The 16,174-nt window shown below is 59.6% G+C and carries 15 protein-coding genes; 6 read left to right on the top strand and 9 right to left on the bottom strand.

Annotated elements, in window-relative coordinates; translation table 11 throughout:
- Positions 1-15: 15 nt before the first annotated feature.
- Entirely contained in the window at positions 16-693 is a 678-nt protein-coding gene (nadD, locus tag ACWKV9_RS12040; protein WP_483836411.1) for a nicotinate-nucleotide adenylyltransferase, read from the bottom strand.
- Positions 694-742: 49 nt separating this feature from the next.
- Entirely contained in the window at positions 743-2,017 is a 1,275-nt protein-coding gene (locus ACWKV9_RS12035) for a glutamate-5-semialdehyde dehydrogenase (protein WP_483836327.1), read from the bottom strand.
- A 302-nt stretch (positions 2,018-2,319) separates the two neighbouring features.
- Here ACWKV9_RS12035 and ACWKV9_RS12030 point away from each other — a divergent pair, with 302 nt between their 5' ends.
- Both ACWKV9_RS12030 and ACWKV9_RS12025 read left to right on the top strand, forming a co-directional pair.
- Positions 2,320-2,991, top strand: coding sequence for a DNA-3-methyladenine glycosylase (locus ACWKV9_RS12030; RefSeq protein ID WP_483836410.1), 672 nt, complete (start codon positions 2,320-2,322; stop codon positions 2,989-2,991).
- Between the two features lie 3 nt (positions 2,992-2,994).
- Entirely contained in the window at positions 2,995-4,311 is a 1,317-nt protein-coding gene (locus tag ACWKV9_RS12025; RefSeq protein ID WP_483836326.1) for a bifunctional DedA family/phosphatase PAP2 family protein, read from the top strand.
- Positions 4,312-4,417: 106 nt separating this feature from the next.
- Here ACWKV9_RS12025 and ACWKV9_RS12020 read toward each other — a convergent pair whose 3' ends face one another.
- The 3 genes from ACWKV9_RS12020 to ACWKV9_RS12010 are packed head-to-tail and all read right to left on the bottom strand — an operon-like array spanning position 4,418 to position 6,095.
- A complete protein-coding gene (locus ACWKV9_RS12020; RefSeq protein WP_483836325.1) occupies positions 4,418-5,008 on the bottom strand; it encodes an LON peptidase substrate-binding domain-containing protein in 591 nt (196 codons plus the stop codon).
- A gap of 11 nt (positions 5,009-5,019) precedes the next feature.
- A complete protein-coding gene (locus tag ACWKV9_RS12015; RefSeq protein WP_483836324.1) occupies positions 5,020-5,736 on the bottom strand; it encodes an LrgB family protein in 717 nt (238 codons plus the stop codon).
- Positions 5,733-6,095: a CidA/LrgA family protein gene (locus ACWKV9_RS12010; protein ID WP_483836323.1), complete on the bottom strand. Its 363-nt coding sequence runs from the start codon at positions 6,093-6,095 to the stop codon at positions 5,733-5,735. The genes ACWKV9_RS12015 and ACWKV9_RS12010 overlap by 4 nt, the downstream gene beginning before the upstream one ends.
- 415 nt (positions 6,096-6,510) lie before the next feature.
- On the opposite strand from ACWKV9_RS12010, the gene ACWKV9_RS12005 reads away from it, so the two are divergent.
- The 3 genes from ACWKV9_RS12005 to ACWKV9_RS11995 all read left to right on the top strand — a co-directional run bounded on the left by ACWKV9_RS12005 (position 6,511) and on the right by ACWKV9_RS11995 (position 9,595).
- Positions 6,511-6,966, top strand: coding sequence for a MaoC family dehydratase (locus tag ACWKV9_RS12005; protein WP_483836322.1), 456 nt, complete (start codon positions 6,511-6,513; stop codon positions 6,964-6,966).
- A gap of 140 nt (positions 6,967-7,106) precedes the next feature.
- Positions 7,107-8,834, top strand: coding sequence for a C13 family peptidase (locus ACWKV9_RS12000; RefSeq protein ID WP_483836321.1), 1,728 nt, complete (start codon positions 7,107-7,109; stop codon positions 8,832-8,834).
- Between the two features lie 119 nt (positions 8,835-8,953).
- Positions 8,954-9,595: an NAD(P)H-binding protein gene (locus ACWKV9_RS11995; protein ID WP_483836320.1), complete on the top strand. Its 642-nt coding sequence runs from the start codon at positions 8,954-8,956 to the stop codon at positions 9,593-9,595.
- Between the two features lie 153 nt (positions 9,596-9,748).
- Here ACWKV9_RS11995 and ACWKV9_RS11990 read toward each other — a convergent pair whose 3' ends face one another.
- The 4 genes from ACWKV9_RS11990 to ACWKV9_RS11975 all read right to left on the bottom strand — a co-directional run bounded on the left by ACWKV9_RS11990 (position 9,749) and on the right by ACWKV9_RS11975 (position 14,138).
- Positions 9,749-10,039: a YceK/YidQ family lipoprotein gene (locus ACWKV9_RS11990; RefSeq protein ID WP_483836319.1), complete on the bottom strand. Its 291-nt coding sequence runs from the start codon at positions 10,037-10,039 to the stop codon at positions 9,749-9,751.
- Positions 10,032-10,661, bottom strand: a complete 630-nt coding sequence (gene ubiX / locus ACWKV9_RS11985) for a flavin prenyltransferase UbiX (protein WP_483836318.1) — start codon at positions 10,659-10,661, stop codon at positions 10,032-10,034. Before ubiX ends, ACWKV9_RS11990 begins: the two co-directional genes overlap by 8 nt.
- Positions 10,658-12,007 (bottom strand): UDP-N-acetylmuramate:L-alanyl-gamma-D-glutamyl-meso-diaminopimelate ligase, encoded by a 1,350-nt coding sequence (gene mpl / locus ACWKV9_RS11980; protein ID WP_483836317.1) that lies wholly within the window; start codon positions 12,005-12,007, stop codon positions 10,658-10,660. Before mpl ends, ubiX begins: the two co-directional genes overlap by 4 nt.
- Positions 12,008-12,224: 217 nt before the next feature.
- Entirely contained in the window at positions 12,225-14,138 is a 1,914-nt protein-coding gene (locus tag ACWKV9_RS11975; RefSeq protein ID WP_483836316.1) for a sigma-54-dependent Fis family transcriptional regulator, read from the bottom strand.
- Between the two features lie 298 nt (positions 14,139-14,436).
- Between ACWKV9_RS11975 and exaC the strand changes: the two genes are divergently transcribed.
- On the top strand, positions 14,437-15,957 hold the full coding sequence (gene exaC, locus ACWKV9_RS11970; RefSeq protein WP_483836315.1) for an acetaldehyde dehydrogenase ExaC: 1,521 nt from the start codon (positions 14,437-14,439) through the stop codon (positions 15,955-15,957).
- Positions 15,958-16,174: the final 217 nt, after the last annotated feature.

Genomic DNA, 16,174 nt, shown 5'->3' with positions numbered 1-16,174 from the left:
TAAAACTCGTTCAGTTCAATTGGGCGCACGGTAAAGCCCGTGCGCCTCGATGTAGGCCAATACGGCGTCTGGCACCAGAAAACGTACCGACTTCCCGCTGGCCAGCAGTTGACGGATCTGGGTGGCAGACACCGAAAGCGGCGTCTGCCAGACGAATGTAATGTTTCCGCCAGGCCCCTTCAGGGCCTTCGGATCGCTGACTGCGCGCCCCGCCAGCAGATTTCGCATGGCGTCTGGTGACTCGCTGTCGGCATCCGGGCGTTGCAGCACCACGATATGGCAGTGCTCCAGCAACTCTTCCCACCGATGCCAAGAGGGTAGTCCGCAAAAAGCGTCCCAGCCCAGCAACAGGAATAACTGGTCGTCGGCGGCAAGCTCTGCACGCATCGATTCCAGCGTATCTATCGTGTACGACGGCTTGTCCCGCTTCAGTTCGCGGTCGTCCACCGTCAATGGCGACACACCTGCCACTGCGCTCTCGACCATCGCCAGACGGTCTTCTGCAGAAACATGCGGCGTGTCGCGATGAGGGGGTCTGGCGCTAGGCGTCAGACGCAACTCATCGAGGTCCAGCAGGGCCGCTACCTCCAGCGCCCCCCGCAGATGCCCGATATGCACCGGGTCGAACGTGCCGCCGAGGATGCCGATGCGCCTGGGCTTGCTGGCCACAGGCACGGCATCCTTGGCAGCCATGACCACAGCCTTCGCACCGTCGGTAGCGGGCTGTCGGTGTTGGGCCAAGTCAGGCAGGCTCCTGGCCGCGCAACTGATGACCGTCGCCGATCACGATGTACTTCTCGCAGGTAAGGCCTTCGAGCCCCACCGGCCCGCGGGCGTGGATCTTATCAGTAGAAATCCCGATCTCCGCACCCAATCCGTATTCAAAGCCATCAGCGAAGCTGGTCGGGGCATTGATCATTACCGAACTTGAGTCGACTTCAGCCATGAAGCGGCGAGTCTGACCCTGGTGATCGGAAACGATGGCATCGCTGTGCTGCGAACCGTAGTGATTAATGTGCTCGATGGCCTGATCCAGACTGTCGACGATACGAATCGACAGGATCGGTGCCAGATACTCGGTGCGCCAGTCTTCTTCGGTAGCCGGATTGACTTCGATCAGGTCGCGGGTGCGTTCACAGCCGCGCAATTCGACGCCCTTTTCGCGCAACTGCGCAGCCATTGGCGGCAGAAATGCGGCGGCGACGGCCTGGTCAACCAGGAGGGTTTCCATGGCGCCGCAAATACCGTAGCGATAGGTCTTGGCGTTGAAGCAGATGCGCTGGGCTGCAGCCAGATCAGCGTATTCGCTGACGTAGACGTGGCAGATGCCGTCCAGGTGTTTGATAACCGGGACCTTGGCGTCACGGCTGACGCGTTCGATCAGGCCTTTGCCGCCACGGGGAACGATGACGTCCACGTACTCGGGCATGGTGATCAAGGCGCCAACGGCTGCACGGTCAGTGGTTTCGACCACTTGCACCACCGCAGCGGGCAGACCGGCTTCAGCCAGACCGCGCTGGATGCAGGCAGCGATGGCTCGATTGGAATTGATCGCCTCCGAGCCGCCACGCAGGATGGTGGCGTTGCCAGACTTGAGACAAAGGCTGGCGGCATCGATGGTCACGTTCGGACGGGATTCATAGATGATGCCCACAACACCTAGCGGCACGCGCATTTTGCCGACCTGAATGCCGGAAGGCTGGAAATTCATGTCGCGGATGGTGCCGATGGGGTCCGGCAGACTCGTTACCTGACGCAACCCGACGATCATTTTGTCGATCCGTGCGGGGGTCAGGGCGAGACGCTCGAGCAGTGCCGGGGCCAGGCCGTTGGCACGGCCGGCGGCCAGATCCAGCTCGTTGGCGGCTATTAATTCTTCACGAGCAGCGTCTAGCGCTGAAGCGGTAGCCTGCAGGGCGCGGTTTTTCTGCGCAGTGCTGGCACAGCCGATCACGCGGGAAGCCTCGCGAGCGGCGCGACCCAGGCGGGTCATGTAGTCAAGAACGGACTCAGTCATGGTCTCAGAGGTCTTGGCAAAGAGGAAAGCGGCGGATTATAGCTGTCGGGCGTGCGCAGCGACAGCAGTCACAGGCGGATGGTCGATATAAGCTGAAAACGCTGGGTGAAACCCCACATGGATGCACTGATCTCTGTAGGAGCCAACTTGTTGGCGAGGATTGACGCGGTGTGTCAGGTTAACAGCCTCGCGAACAAGTTCGCTCCTACAGAAGGGCGTTCGCTGTTCAGCTCCAATTAAGCCCGATATTGCTATCATCGCGCTTCCATCCCACGGCCAGCCTGCCATTCATGCTCGACGAACTGCCAACCGCCCTCCCCGACAGTTTCTTCAACCGCGATGCCCAGACCCTCGCCCGTGACTTGCTGGGCAAGGTCATTCGGCACAAGGTCGGCGAGCTCTGGTTGTCGGCGCGGATCATCGAAACCGAAGCTTATTACTTCGAAGAAAAAGGCAGCCATGCCTCACTCGGCTATACAGAAAAGCGTAAGGCTTTGTTTCTGGATGGCGGCCACATTTACATGTATTACGCCCGTGGCGGTGACTCCCTGAACTTCAGCGCGCAGGGGCCAGGCAACGCTGTGCTGATCAAGTCGGCCTACCCATGGGTTGATGCCTTCTCCAACGAAAACAGCTTGGCGCAGATGCTTGTGAACAATCCCAATCCAGACGGCTCGATCCGCACGCCAGAGCGGTTGTGTGCCGGTCAGACCCTGCTGTGCAAAGCCTTGGGTTTGAAGGTCCCGACCTGGGACGCCAAGCGTTTTGACCAGGAGTTGCTGTTCGTCGAGGACGTCGGACAAACGCCCCCGCGCATCATCCAGACCACCCGATTGGGCATCCCCACAGGGCGCGACGAACACCTGATGTATCGCTTCGTTGATGCTGCTTACGCACGCTTTTGCACACGGAACCCGGTCAGACGCGGACAGGTCGAAGGTCGCGATTACCATTTCATCGAGCAAGGAAACTGACCCATGGGCTCATGGCTGGACGGCATCACCACTTGGCTGACAGCCAACCCTTCATGGCTCAGTGTGGCGATATTTCTAGTGGCATTTATCGAATGTCTGGCTATTGCCGGCATCATCGTCCCCGGGACGGTAGCGCTGTTTGCGATAGCAGCGCTGGCGGGCAGCGGCATCCTGCCCCTTGGCGAAGCATTGCTGCTGGGGTTTCTCGGCGGATTGCTCGGTGACGCCGTTTCGTACTTTCTTGGTAGGCGTTTTCACCAGAACATTCGGCGCCTGCCTTTCCTGCGCAACCACCCGGAATGGATCGGCAGCGCCGAAACCTATTTCCAGCGCTATGGCATCGCCAGTTTGCTGGTAGGGCGTTTCATCGGTCCGCTACGACCAATGCTGCCGATGGTTGCAGGCATGTTCGACATGCCGGTGGTGCGTTTCGCAGGAGTCAGTGTGATAGCGGCGGCGGGTTGGTCCATCGCCTACATTCTGCCGGGCTGGGCGGCGGGCGCGGCGATGCGCTTGCCATTGCCCGAAGGCTTCTGGCCTGAGGCAGCGGTAGTTGGCGCCGGGCTGGCGCTGCTGTTGGGTGTCGCCATACAGAGCAGCGTTCGGGGCAAGCAATACGCAACCAAACTGATTGCGCTGACTTGCTTCATCCTGCTCGCAGCGATCTTTGTGGGCTGGCCGTATCTGGCGCATCTGGATCAAGGAATCATGGCGCTGGTGCAGGAGCATCGCAACGACATCGCCCAGAATTTCGTGATCATAGTCACCGGCCTGGGAGATTTCAGGACCCAGTTCTACGCGGCTTCGCTGTTGTTGATCGTGCTGCTGGTCACGCGTCATTGGCGCCACGCCATTTTTGTCGTGGGCACGACATTGGGCGCGGCGGTGGTCAACCAGAGCATGAAGTTCACCTTCGCCCGCGCTCGCCCGGAAGTACTGCTTGAGCCGCTCACTACTTTCAGCATGCCTAGTGGACACGCGTCGGCATCTTTCGCGTTTTTCATGGCGATGGCAGTGCTGGCAGGGCGCGGACAACCGGTGCGGTTGCGATTGACCTGGCTGCTGTTGGGCGGGATTCCGGCGGCAATGATCGCGATGTCGCGTGTGTATCTGGGCGTGCATTGGCCGACCGACGTGCTGGCCGGGATGCTGCTGGCGTTCTTTGCCTGCGCGACCAGCCTTGCCTTTGTGCAGAACAAAACGCCGATGCCGGCACTGCCGATTAAAGTCTGGTGGCTGCTTTTGCCGCTGTTGGTTGCGCTGTTTGGCGGACTGGCGCTGCATACCTTCGCGCCGGGCGTGATTCGGTATCAGTATTGATGGTGCGTCTGTAGCAGCCAACTTGTTGGCGAGGATTGACGCGAAGTATCAGGTCAAAAGCCTCGCGAACAAGCTCGCTCCTACAGATAACGCGTCGCAAGACGCGCTAAACCTGCATATCCCCCTGCATTTCATCCAGCAACTCCTGGATCGCATCGAGTCGTTCTTCGGCGTCGTCGATTTCCAGCAGTTCGATTTTGTCTTCTTCAGTGAACGGCAACAGATAAGCCAGTTGATTGGCCAGTGACTGCTGCCCGGTTGCGGTCAGCCCCATGTTCAAAGCAGCAACCATCGGGTGCTCCGCCAATGCGGCCAACAGGGCGACCAGATCGTCGTCTTCTTCCTGCAGGGGGTTATCCTCCGGCTCCTCTAACCATTGCACCTGAGCGACCAACAACTGGTCCTTCTGCGTTTCGCAGTCGATCACCCGAAAACGGCGACCGCCGACGACACGAATGCCCAGCAGACCGTTGTCCTGCTGCTGGAAGTCAGTCACCAGTGCCTCGCAACCAATCTCCGAAAAACCTTCGGGCACGTCACCGACTTCACTGCCTTCGGTAATACACACCACGCCAAAGCCCTGGCCCTGTTTCATACAGCGGCCAATCATGTCTAGGTAACGGGCCTCGAAGATCTGCAGATCGAGGACACATCCTGGAAAAAGCACAGCGTTCAGTGCAAACAACGGCAGCGACATAGACACCTTCCTCAAGCAACCAAAGACACCGCCAGCGGCAGGAACAACGCCGTGGCAATACCCATCAGACTCATTGCCAGCGCCGCAAAGGCGCCACATTCCTCACCTTCCTGCAGCGCGGCTGACGTGCCCACAGCGTGCGCCGTCAGACCCAACGCCATACCGCGCGCTGCCGGGTTTTCCACACCGGCAAGGCTCAGCAGGCCGGGGCCGAAAATACCCCCAATCACCCCGGTAATCAAAACGAAAACAGCAGCCAATGCGGCAACGCCGCCAATCTGCTCAGCCACCAGCATCGCAATCGGCGATGTCACCGACTTGGGCGCCATGGTCATCAGGATCATGTGATTGGCGCCGAATGCCCAGCCGAGCGCGACGCAAAGTGCGGTGGCCAAGACCCCGCCAATCACCAGCGTAGTCAACACCGGCCAAAACAACTGCCGAATCCGTCGCAGGTTCAAATAAAGCGGCACCGCCAGCGCAACAGTCGCGGGGCCGAGAAGGACGCTGAGAATTTCCGTACTTTTGCGGTATTCCGTGTAATCCAGGCCGCAGAACACCAGCACACAGATCACCACCAGCATCGACACCAGCACTGGCTGCAGAAACACCCAGCGGGTTTTCTCGTACCCGGCCAGCACCACTTGATAGGCGCCTAACGTGATCGCGATGCCGAACAACGGATGATGAATGACCGACAGCCACGCGCCTTGCCAGTCCGGACTCATGACGGCTCCCGACGACGCGCCTGGCGCTCGATCAGCTTTTGCATTAGCCATCCGGCGAAGGTCAGGGATATCAGTACCGAGAGGACTAATGAGCCGACAATCGCCCAGAAATCATCGGCGATCTGATTGGCGTAGACCATGACGCCAACCGCAGGCGGGACTAATAGCAGCGGCAAATAGCGCAGCAGGCTACTGGCGGCAAGGCTCAAGGGTTCGCTGACTTCGCCACGGGTCATGAGGTAAATGAGTAAAAGCACGAGGCCGATGATCGGGCCCGGCAGAATCGACAGGATTAAATGATTAAGGGCGGTTCCGACTAATTGGAACAGCACCAGCCAGGTCAGGCCTCTGAGCAACATAAAAAACTCCAGCTATTTCGCGGCGCAATTATACGCACGCCCTTTCGGTGGCTATGTAGGGATATTCGCCAGCGTGTCGATTCTTGACCAACGACCGATGCCGTGCTGATCTTCAGACTTACGCCATCCGCAGGAGCGAACTTGTTCGCGAGGCGGCTCGCCTGACGGACCGCGTTGTTCGCCTCGCCAACAAGTTGTCTCCTACAGAAATCCGGCGTTTTTGGCCAATCATCGCTTTCTGTAGGAGCGAACTTGTTCGCGAGGTGGCTTGCCTGGCACGCCGCGTTGTTCGCTTCGCCAACAAGTTGTCTCCTACAGAAATCCGGGGTCAATGGCTAAGCAATAAAGAAGCCTATAGCGGTAGATTCGCTGAAAAACAAACTGCACGACGAAACAACTCACAAGGAGAGTAACGATGCCCTATGTACCTGTTGCAGCACTCAAGAGTTATGAAGGCAAGGAACTGGGATGTTCCGAATGGCTGACCATCGATCAAGAACGCATCAATCTGTTCGCCGAAGCCACCGGCGATTTTCAATTCATTCACGTTGATCCGATCAAGGCCGCGCAAACGCCGTTTGGCTCCACCATCGCGCACGGTTTTCTGTCGTTGTCGCTGATCCCAAAGCTCATGGAATCTTTGCTGGTGCTGCCTGAGGGACTGAAGATGGTGGTCAATTACGGCCTGGACAGCGTGCGTTTCATTCAGCCGGTCAAGGTTGACTCGCGCGTTCGTCTAAAAGTCTCGCTGACAGAAGTCACCGAGAAGAAACCGGGGCAATGGCTGCTCAAAGCCACGGCCACGCTGGAAATAGAAGGTCAGGAAAAGCCTGCGTTTATCGCTGAACCCCTCTCGCTCTGCTTCGTGTAACGCTCCTGAATCACGAAACAGTCGTAACAGACTGTTTCGTCAGACTTCCCCGCTGCGGCATACTCGCTGCGGCTGCGGGACCTCGACTCTGCTCAAGTGCGTCCTGATCACGCCGAAACATCCAATTTTCGGGATTTACCATGCGCGCGCTTGCTCCACTCGCCCTGATTTTATTGCTGACTGCCTGCGGTGACGGTGAATCGCTGTCGCCTCCGGACGCTCGCCTGCCCGACGGCGGTCGCTATCGCGGCGATGTGGTGAACGGATTGCTGCAAGGTCAGGGGCGGATCGATTACCCCAACGGCAGTTGGTACGCCGGCGAGTTCAAAGACGGGCGATGGAGCGGTCAGGGTGAATGGCACGCCAGTAACGGCGACGTCTATAAAGGCGGCTTTCAAAATGGCCTGTTCGATGGCCAGGGCACACTGACTACAGCAGATGGCGGGAGCTACGTCGGCGGCTACAAACTGGGGCGGCGGGACGGCGAAGGCACGCTCAAAGAGCGCGGCATGACCTATCGCGGCTCGTTCAAGGCCGATCAGTATGATGGCCTCGGGCGCTTGGAACTGGCTGACGGCAGCGAATATCAGGGCCAGTTCGCCAAAGGCAAACCCAATGGCGAAGGTCAGCGCAGCGACGCCAGCGGCAATCAGTTCGGCGGCAAGTTCGTCAACGGCCAGCTCGAAGGCAACGGCAACTTCACCAGCGCAGACGGCGATCAATACGTCGGTGGGTTTCGCGACAATCAATTGAACGGTCGCGGCCGCTACGAAAACAGCGATGGCGATGTGTGGGTCGGTCAATTCAAAGACGGCGCGTTCACCGGCAAAGGCGAGTTGATCGGCTCCGATGGTAGTCACTATCAAGGCCTGTTCCGCAATTGGCGCTACTCCGGCGAAGGCCGCCTGACCATGGTCGATGGCAGCATTTTTGTCGGCCACTTCGCCAACGACAACTACGAAGGCCAAGGCGTTTTGATCTCGGCCGACGGCAGCGTGCAAAGCGGCACTTGGGCCAACGGTCAGCGCGTGCGTGATGCCAAGGGCAAATTGTTGCCTGATCCGCTGGAAACCGGACTGCTTGCCCAAGGACCTCTACTGGAAAAAGCCCTCGCAGCAGTGCCGGTATCAACGCCAGCCACCGAGCTGTACAGCCTGGTGGTGGGCGGCGACGGCAAGCAGAGCGTGTTCATGCGCGAGGCCGATTACGTCGGCAACCTGCTGGGCACTCGTTTCGGCGCGTTTGGACAGATCAGTCTGGTCAACCATCGCGACCACATGGCCGACCGTCCAATGGCGACTCGCGAAACCATCAGCCGCGCGATTGCGACCCTCGCTCAACGCAGCGGCCCGGAAGACTTGATCTTCATTTACCTGACCAGCCACGGCACCCAGGATCACGAGCTGGTGCTGGATCAGCCGCGCCTTGAATTGTCTGACCTGCCTGCCAACGAGCTGGCGGCTGCGCTGCTGCCGTTGAAGAACCGCGACAAAGTGGTGGTGATTTCAGCGTGCTATTCCGGTGGATTCATCCCGGCAATCAAGGACGAAAAAACCATGGTCATTACCGCCTCTCGCGAAGATCGGGTTTCGTTCGGCTGTTCCGAAGAGTCCGACTTTACCTACTTTGGCGAGGCACTATTCGGTAAGGCATTAGTCGAAACCGATGACTTGCAGCAGGCGTTCAATGAGGCGCGCCAATGGGTCGCCCAGCGCGAAATCGCCGAGAACTTCGAAGCCTCCGAGCCTCAGATGTGGGCGCCCAAAGGCGTGGTCGCGCACTGGATGCAGTTTCGCAAAAGCCAGGCGGAACGGGCGCTCAACACAGTTTCTGCGCGCAGGGAAGTAAAGGCTGCCAGCACACATTAATGGAGCACAAATCCGGCAGACATATTGTGCAGGTTGCCGGATAAATCAAATTTCATGGTGGCGTCCGCGAGCAGCGAGACCAGATCGCCTAAGCTGTGACGTATCAAGGGAGAATGACCATGTACTTGACGCCGCAACACATCCTGCTCGCCGGAGCCACGGGATTGACGGGCGAACATCTGCTTGATCGCCTGCTCAACGAGCCCACTGTCAGCCGCGTGCTGGCCCCGAGTCGTCGGCCGCTTGCCGACCACCCCCATCTGGAAAACCCTGTTGGCGAATTCAACTCGCTGTTGCCTGCGCTGGGCGGCCAGGTGGATATCGCCTATTGCTGCCTGGGCACCACGATAAAACAAGCCGGCTCGCAGGAGGCTTTCACCGCCGTCGATAAAGACATGGTTGTGGCTTTCGGAGCGCGCGCTCGTGCGCTGGGCGCGCGTCATCTGCTGGTGATCAGCGCGGTTAATGCAGACCCGGAATCGAGCATCTTCTACAGCCGTGTGAAAGGCGAAATGGAAGAGGCGTTGAAGGCGCAGAACTGGCCGCAGCTGACCATTGCCCGCCCTTCGCTATTGATTGGCGAGCGTCAGGATCAGCGACTGGTCGAGCAACTAGCCGCGCCGTTGTCCAAATTGATCCCTGGCAAATACGGCGGCATCGAAGCCCTCGCTCTGGCCCGCGCGCTATGGCGTTTGGCGCTTGAAGAGCAAGATGGGGTGCGGGTGGTGGAATCTGATGAGCTGCGCAGATTAGGCAAGTGAGGATGTAACGGACCTGACGCGCACTTTCCAACGGCGCAAACACATGTGCGAGCGGACCTGTCCGCGAATGCTTCAGTACAGCCGACAGACCTCTATCGGATGTGCCGACCTTTTCGCGGACAGGTCCGCTCCCACAATGATTTTCGAATCCTGCTACAACCCACCCGTCGCCTGAAATCCTACGCCCAGCGCGGTTAACAACGACAAAGGCAGCAGCAGGGTGTCGAGCAGTGCACTCCCCGGCAGATCCAGACTCGGATATTTCGGCGCTTCAGTGCCGAAACGGTCCTTGGCACAGCAACCGCCTTCCATCGCATACAGGTCCAGCCGCGTGCCGGCGTATACCACCGGCGCGCCCGGCTGATTGGCATCCAGCGTGCTGACAGTCGCGCAGCCGCTGGTCAACACCAGACCCAGTGTGATGACGATCAGTCGCTTACTCATCCGCGCCAAAATGATGCTCCCCCCAACGTGGCAGCATGTCCTGCGGGATATTCAGCAGGTTTAGAATCCGCGCCACCACGAAATCGACCAGATCATCGATGGTCTGCGGCTGGTTATAGAAGCCCGGCGAGGCAGGCAGAATCACCGCCCCCAGGTTCGACAGCTTGAGCATGTTCTCCAGATGGATACTGGAAAACGGCGCTTCCCGAGGTACCAGAATCAACTGACGGCGCTCTTTTAGCGTTACGTCTGCCGCGCGTTCGATCAGGTTGTTGCACGCCCCGGATGCAATCGCCGACAACGTGCCGGTTGAGCACGGGACCACCACCATCGCACTCGGCGCGCCGGAGCCCGACGCCACCGGGGACATCCAGTCTTCCTTGCCGTACACGCGAATCTGCCCGGCTTCGGCGCCGGTATATTCGGTGAGGAACGCCTGCATCATTTGCGGCTTGGGCGGCAGCGAAACGTCGGTTTCCGTGGCCAGGACCAATTGCGCGGCCTTGGAGATCAGGAAGTGTACTTCGCGATCTTCACGCACCAGACAATCGAGCAGACGCAGGCCGTATTGCGCGCCGGACGCGCCGGTCATGGCCAGAGTGATGCGTTCCGGACCGCTCATTTCAGCGCCTCGGCCAACTTGCCGTGCAAGCCGCCGAAGCCGCCGTTGCTCATGATCACCACGTGGGTGCCGGGTTGGGCCAGGCCTTTAACGCGCTCAATGATAGCGTCCAGCGAATCGCAGACCACCGACGGCACCGAACACAGCGCAGCAGTAGCGGCAAGGTCCCAGCCCAGGTTGGCAGGTGCGTACCAAACCACCTGGTCCGCTTGGGTCACGCTCTCGGGCAAACCGTCGCGATGGGCGCCGAGCTTCATTGAGTTGGAACGCGGCTCGATGATGGCGATGATCGGTGAGTCACCGACTTTCTTGCGCAGCCCGTCCAACGTCGTGGCGATGGCGGTCGGGTGGTGTGCGAAGTCGTCGTAAATGATGACGCCGCGTACATCAGCGACTTTCTCCATACGGCGCTTCACGCTTTTGAACGCGCTCAAGGCTTCGACACCCTGCTTGGGCGCGACGCCGACATGCCGCGCGGCAGCCAGGGTCGCAAGGGCATTGGCGACGTTGTGCTGGCCAGTCATGTCCCAGTCGACAGTGCCTTGGGTCACGCCGTCGAAGATCACGTCGAATCTGGCCCCGTCTTCACTGAGCAACTTCGCCTGCCACTGACCGTCTTGCCCGGTGGTTTGCACCGGCGTCCAGCAGCCCATTTCGATCACTCGTTGCAGCGCTGGTTCGGTCGTTGGGTGAATCACCAGGCCTTCGCTCGGGATCGTGCGCACCAGATGGTGGAACTGACGTTCGATGGCGGGCAGGTCCGGGAAGATGTCAGCGTGATCGAACTCAAGGTTGTTGAGGATCGCCGTGCGCGGACGGTAGTGAACGAACTTGGAGCGTTTGTCGAAGAAGGCGCTGTCATATTCGTCGGCCTCGACCACGAAAAACGGCGTATCGCCCAAGCGTGCCGAGACAGCGAAGTTTTGCGGCACACCGCCGATCAAAAAGCCCGGCGCCATGCCCGCGTGTTCCAGCACCCAAGCCAGCATGCTGCTGGTGGTGGTTTTGCCGTGCGTCCCCGCGACGGCCAACACCCAACGGCCTTGCAGCACGTGGTCGGCCAGCCACTGAGGGCCTGAAACGTATGGCAGGCCCTTGTTGAGAACGTATTCAACGGCAGGGTTGCCACGGGACAGCGCGTTGCCGATGACCACGACGTCTGGCGCCGGATCGAGCTGCGCCGGATCATAACCTTGCGTCAATTCGATGCCTTGAGCCTGCAACTGCGTGCTCATCGGCGGATAGACATTGGCATCAGAGCCAGTGACCTTATGGCCTAACTCCTTAGCGAGCACCGCCAACGAGCCCATGAACGTGCCGCAAATACCGAGAATATGAATGTGCATGACCGACCTCTTAAAACATGGGCGCAGGTTAGCGTAGAGGCGGTGAATGCGCACTTGGTTTGTCGGCAGGCCGAATCAAGGCCTGTAGGAGCGCACTTGCCCGCGATTGAGGCGGATCAGATAAACAATCGGCGCCTGACCAGCGCTTTCGCGGGCAAGCGCGCTCCTACAGCGGCATCGCGTCAGGCAATACATTCGCTCGCGCAAAGCCGGCGTATTAGCGGGCGATTCCGTGTTTTCTCAGCTTTCTATAAAGCGTATTGCGGCTGACACCCAGTTCCCGTGCCGCGTGGGTCATGTGCCACTTTTGGGACTGCAGCGTTGCAATCAGTGCCGCGCGCTCTGCGTGGTCCAAAGGCGTATCCGTTGCGGAGGCGAGGGGCGTTTCGACACCCATCTGCTGTATGGCTGACGGCAAATCCTCCAGGCCGATTCGCCCGTTTTCACACAACGCCGCCAGCGTGCGCAGCACAATGCGCAGTTGCCGCACGTTGCCCGGCCAGTTGAACCCCAGCAGCGCTTTACGCGCCTCGCTGTCAATCACGACGGCATGCCCGCCGGCCTCTTCTTCCAGCAGAAAATCCAGCAGCTGGGATTTGTCACTGCGCTCACGCAACGACGGCAAACCGATTTCCAGCCCGTTCAAGCGGTAATAAAGATCCTCGCGAAAACTGCCGTCCGCCACCTTCCCGAGCAGATTCCGGTGGGTCGCGCTGATGATTCTTACGTCCACCGCTTGGGGTTCGCCACCGATGGGCACGACCAGACGGTCTTCCAGCACCCGCAACAACCGCGTTTGCAGCGCTACCGGCATATCGCCGATTTCATCGAGAAACAACGTGCCGCCATCCGCCTGTTGCAGCTTGCCGCGCATGCCTTCCTTGCGCGCCCCGGTGAAACTGCCGCCGCGATAACCGAACAGTTCGCTCTCGATCAGGCTTTCGGGGATCGCCGCACAATTGAGCGCCACGAACGGTTTGCCTGCGCGCTGACTGGCTTGGTGTACAGCCTTGGCAAACGCCTCTTTCCCGCAGCCGGTTTCGCCGTTGATCAGCAGCGGCACATCGCGCTCGAACACCCTCAGTGCACGTCGGAAATCGGTTTGCAGCGCAGCGTCCCCCAGACAAAGGCCTATCGGACGCGGCGCGGGCAATACCTTTTCAAGCGGAGCAACCTTCGCCACCTGACGCGATTGCTCACGCGCCACCCCACGTACCAGCGCGAAAAATCCTCGCCCATCGCGGGTCCGCAGTGGCCAGCTTGCTGCGGCATCAACGGTGGCGCGGCTCATCAACTCATCCAGCGAGCAATCGAACAGTGCTTGCACCGGCTGTCCGACCAGATCTCCCCGGCCAAGGCTCAAGAGATTCAGTGCGCTTTGATTCAGCGCGCAGACCCGGCCTTCACCGTCGAACGCCAGCAGTCCTTCACTGAACAGCCCTACCGAACCGGACTGCAAATGAAAGCGCAGCAGCCACTGATCATCGAAGTGACGCAAGAAGTAATTGCTCTCGATCATCTTCGCCGACAGATTCACCAGCGCCATGGTGTGGAACTGGCTCTGCCGCGAGACATCGTGCCGTGCCGAAGACACGTCCAGCACCGCCAACAAATCTCCGTGAGGGTCGAACACCGGGCTGGCCGAACACGTCAGTCCCGTGTGGCGCCCCCGGAAATGCTCGTCGCGATGAATGGTCAGCGGCTGACGCTCGACCAGGCAGGTTCCGATGCCGTTGGTGCCCTCGCGCGCTTCACTCCAGTCGGCGCCGAGCCACAGCCCGGCGCGCTCGAAGATCTTCCGCTCGCCAGGCTCCGTTACGCAATTGAGGATCACCCCACGGGCATCGGTCAGCAGCACGGCATTTCCGCCGGCCAGTTGCTGGTGAAGGCTGTTCATTTCAGCGCCAGCGATTTTCAGCACCTGCTGCAAGCGCTCACGACTTTCCAACACGCGGGCGTGTTCGAGCACGGTCGGCGCCATGGCTTGAGCGGGGTCAAGATGATAGTCCTGCAAGCAGCGCAACCAGGAGCGCACGATGGAAGGATCGCTACCGGGGCCGTATTGATGTGCCTGGCCTTGAGCCACGGTCAAGACCTGCTGGGCATGGCGAATCAGATGATTGCTCTGCACTTTTTATTGTTCTCCGAAGGAGTCGCGACCAGCATCCTCTTCGCCCCCGGCCAATGCAATGCTCCTAAAGGCGCAAGCGGACGGACTGTCCCGGATTCGATACACACTGTCACACCCGCTGCTCCGAGCTTGATACACCCATTGCGCGCAAACCTCAGGAAAGACGCTCAAACGCCCGGATTCATTGCCCCGCAAGGCGCTGGCCCGCCCTTTGCTCTACGCTTGTATCAAGCGCAGCTCTCTATAACGCAGCAGCGCGTTATCCCCAGACAATCACAAGAGCAAGGAGATATTCACCATGCGTTACGCCCATCCCGGTACTGAAGGCGCTCTCGTTACCTTCAAAACCCGTTACGGCAATTACATCGGTGGCGAATTCGTCGCGCCGGTTAAAGGCCAGTATTTTGAAAACACTTCGCCCATCACCGGCAACCTGATCGCTGAGTTCCCTCGCTCGACTGCCGAAGACATCGATAAGGCCCTCGATGCAGCGCACGCCGCCGCCGACGCCTGGGGCAAGACCTCGGTGCAGGAGCGCTCGCTGACCCTGCTGAAAATCGCCGATCGCATCGAGCAGAACCTGGAAGTGCTGGCGATCACCGAAACCTGGGACAACGGCAAGGCTGTGCGAGAAACCCTCAATGCCGACATCCCGTTGGCGGTCGATCATTTTCGCTACTTTGCTGGCGTGCTTCGCGCCCAGGAAGGCAGCGCTGCCGAGATCGATGGCAACACTGTGGCCTATCACATTCATGAACCGCTGGGCGTCGTTGGTCAGATCATCCCGTGGAACTTCCCGATCCTGATGGCTGCTTGGAAGCTGGCGCCAGCGTTGGCCGCCGGTAACTGCATCGTGCTCAAACCGGCAGAACAGACGCCGCTGGGCATCACTGTGCTGATGGAACTGATCGGCGACTTGTTGCCAAAAGGCGTGCTTAACGTGGTGCAAGGCTATGGCCGCGAAGCCGGTGAAGCGCTGGCCAGCAGTAAGCGCATTGCCAAGATCGCGTTCACCGGCTCCACGCCGGTGGGTTCGCACATCATGAAACTCGCCGCCGACAGCATCATCCCGTCCACCGTCGAATTGGGCGGCAAATCGCCGAACATCTTCTTCGAAGACATCATGAGCGCTGAGCCTGAGTTCATCGACAAGGCCGCTGAAGGCGTGGTGCTGGCGTTCTTCAACCAGGGCGAAGTCTGCACCTGCCCTTCGCGCTGCCTGGTTCAGGAGTCGATCTACCCGCAGTTCATGGAAGTGGTGATGCAGAAGGTACTGAAGATCAAACGCGGCGACCCGCTGGACACCGACACCATGGTCGGCGCGCAGGCCTCGCAGCAGCAGTTCGACAAAATCCTGTCTTATCTGGAGATCGCACAGGGCGAAGGCGCCGAGCTGTTGACCGGCGGGAAAGTGGAGAAGCTGGAAGGCGACTTGTCGACCGGCTACTACATTCAGCCGACGCTGCTCAAAGGCAACAACAAGATGCGCGTGTTCCAGGAAGAAATCTTTGGCCCGGTGGTCAGCGTCACGACCTTCAAGGATGAGGCGGAAGCCTTGGCCATCGCCAACGACACCGAGTTTGGTCTGGGCGCCGGCTTGTGGACCCGCGACATCAACCGCGCTTATCGCGTGGGACGTGCGATCAAGGCGGGTCGCGTGTGGACCAACTGCTATCACCTCTACCCCGCGCATGCGGCGTTCGGCGGCTACAAGAAATCCGGTGTGGGTCGTGAAACTCACAAAGTGGCGCTTGAGCATTATCAACAGACCAAAAACCTGTTGGTCAGCTACGACATCAATCCGCTGGGCTTCTTCTAAAAGCGGTTGAGTGATGGACTGCCAATGGCCTCTTCGGAGGCCATTGGTGTTTTCGGAGCACCGGTTGCCCATGTAGGAGCTGACGAGCACCGCGAGGCTGCGAAGCGGTTTGTCATTCAACTCAGTTTTGTCTGATGCACCGCGATCGGTCGGGCGCGACCCCGGAGCCTCGCGGAGCTCGTCAGCTCCTACAAAGTCCTCAGTGCGCCATGTTGGA

The organism is Pseudomonas corni, assembly GCF_057128765.1.
The sequence above is the reverse complement of the archived record's forward strand: the minus strand, read 5'-3'. Positions and strand labels throughout refer to the sequence as shown.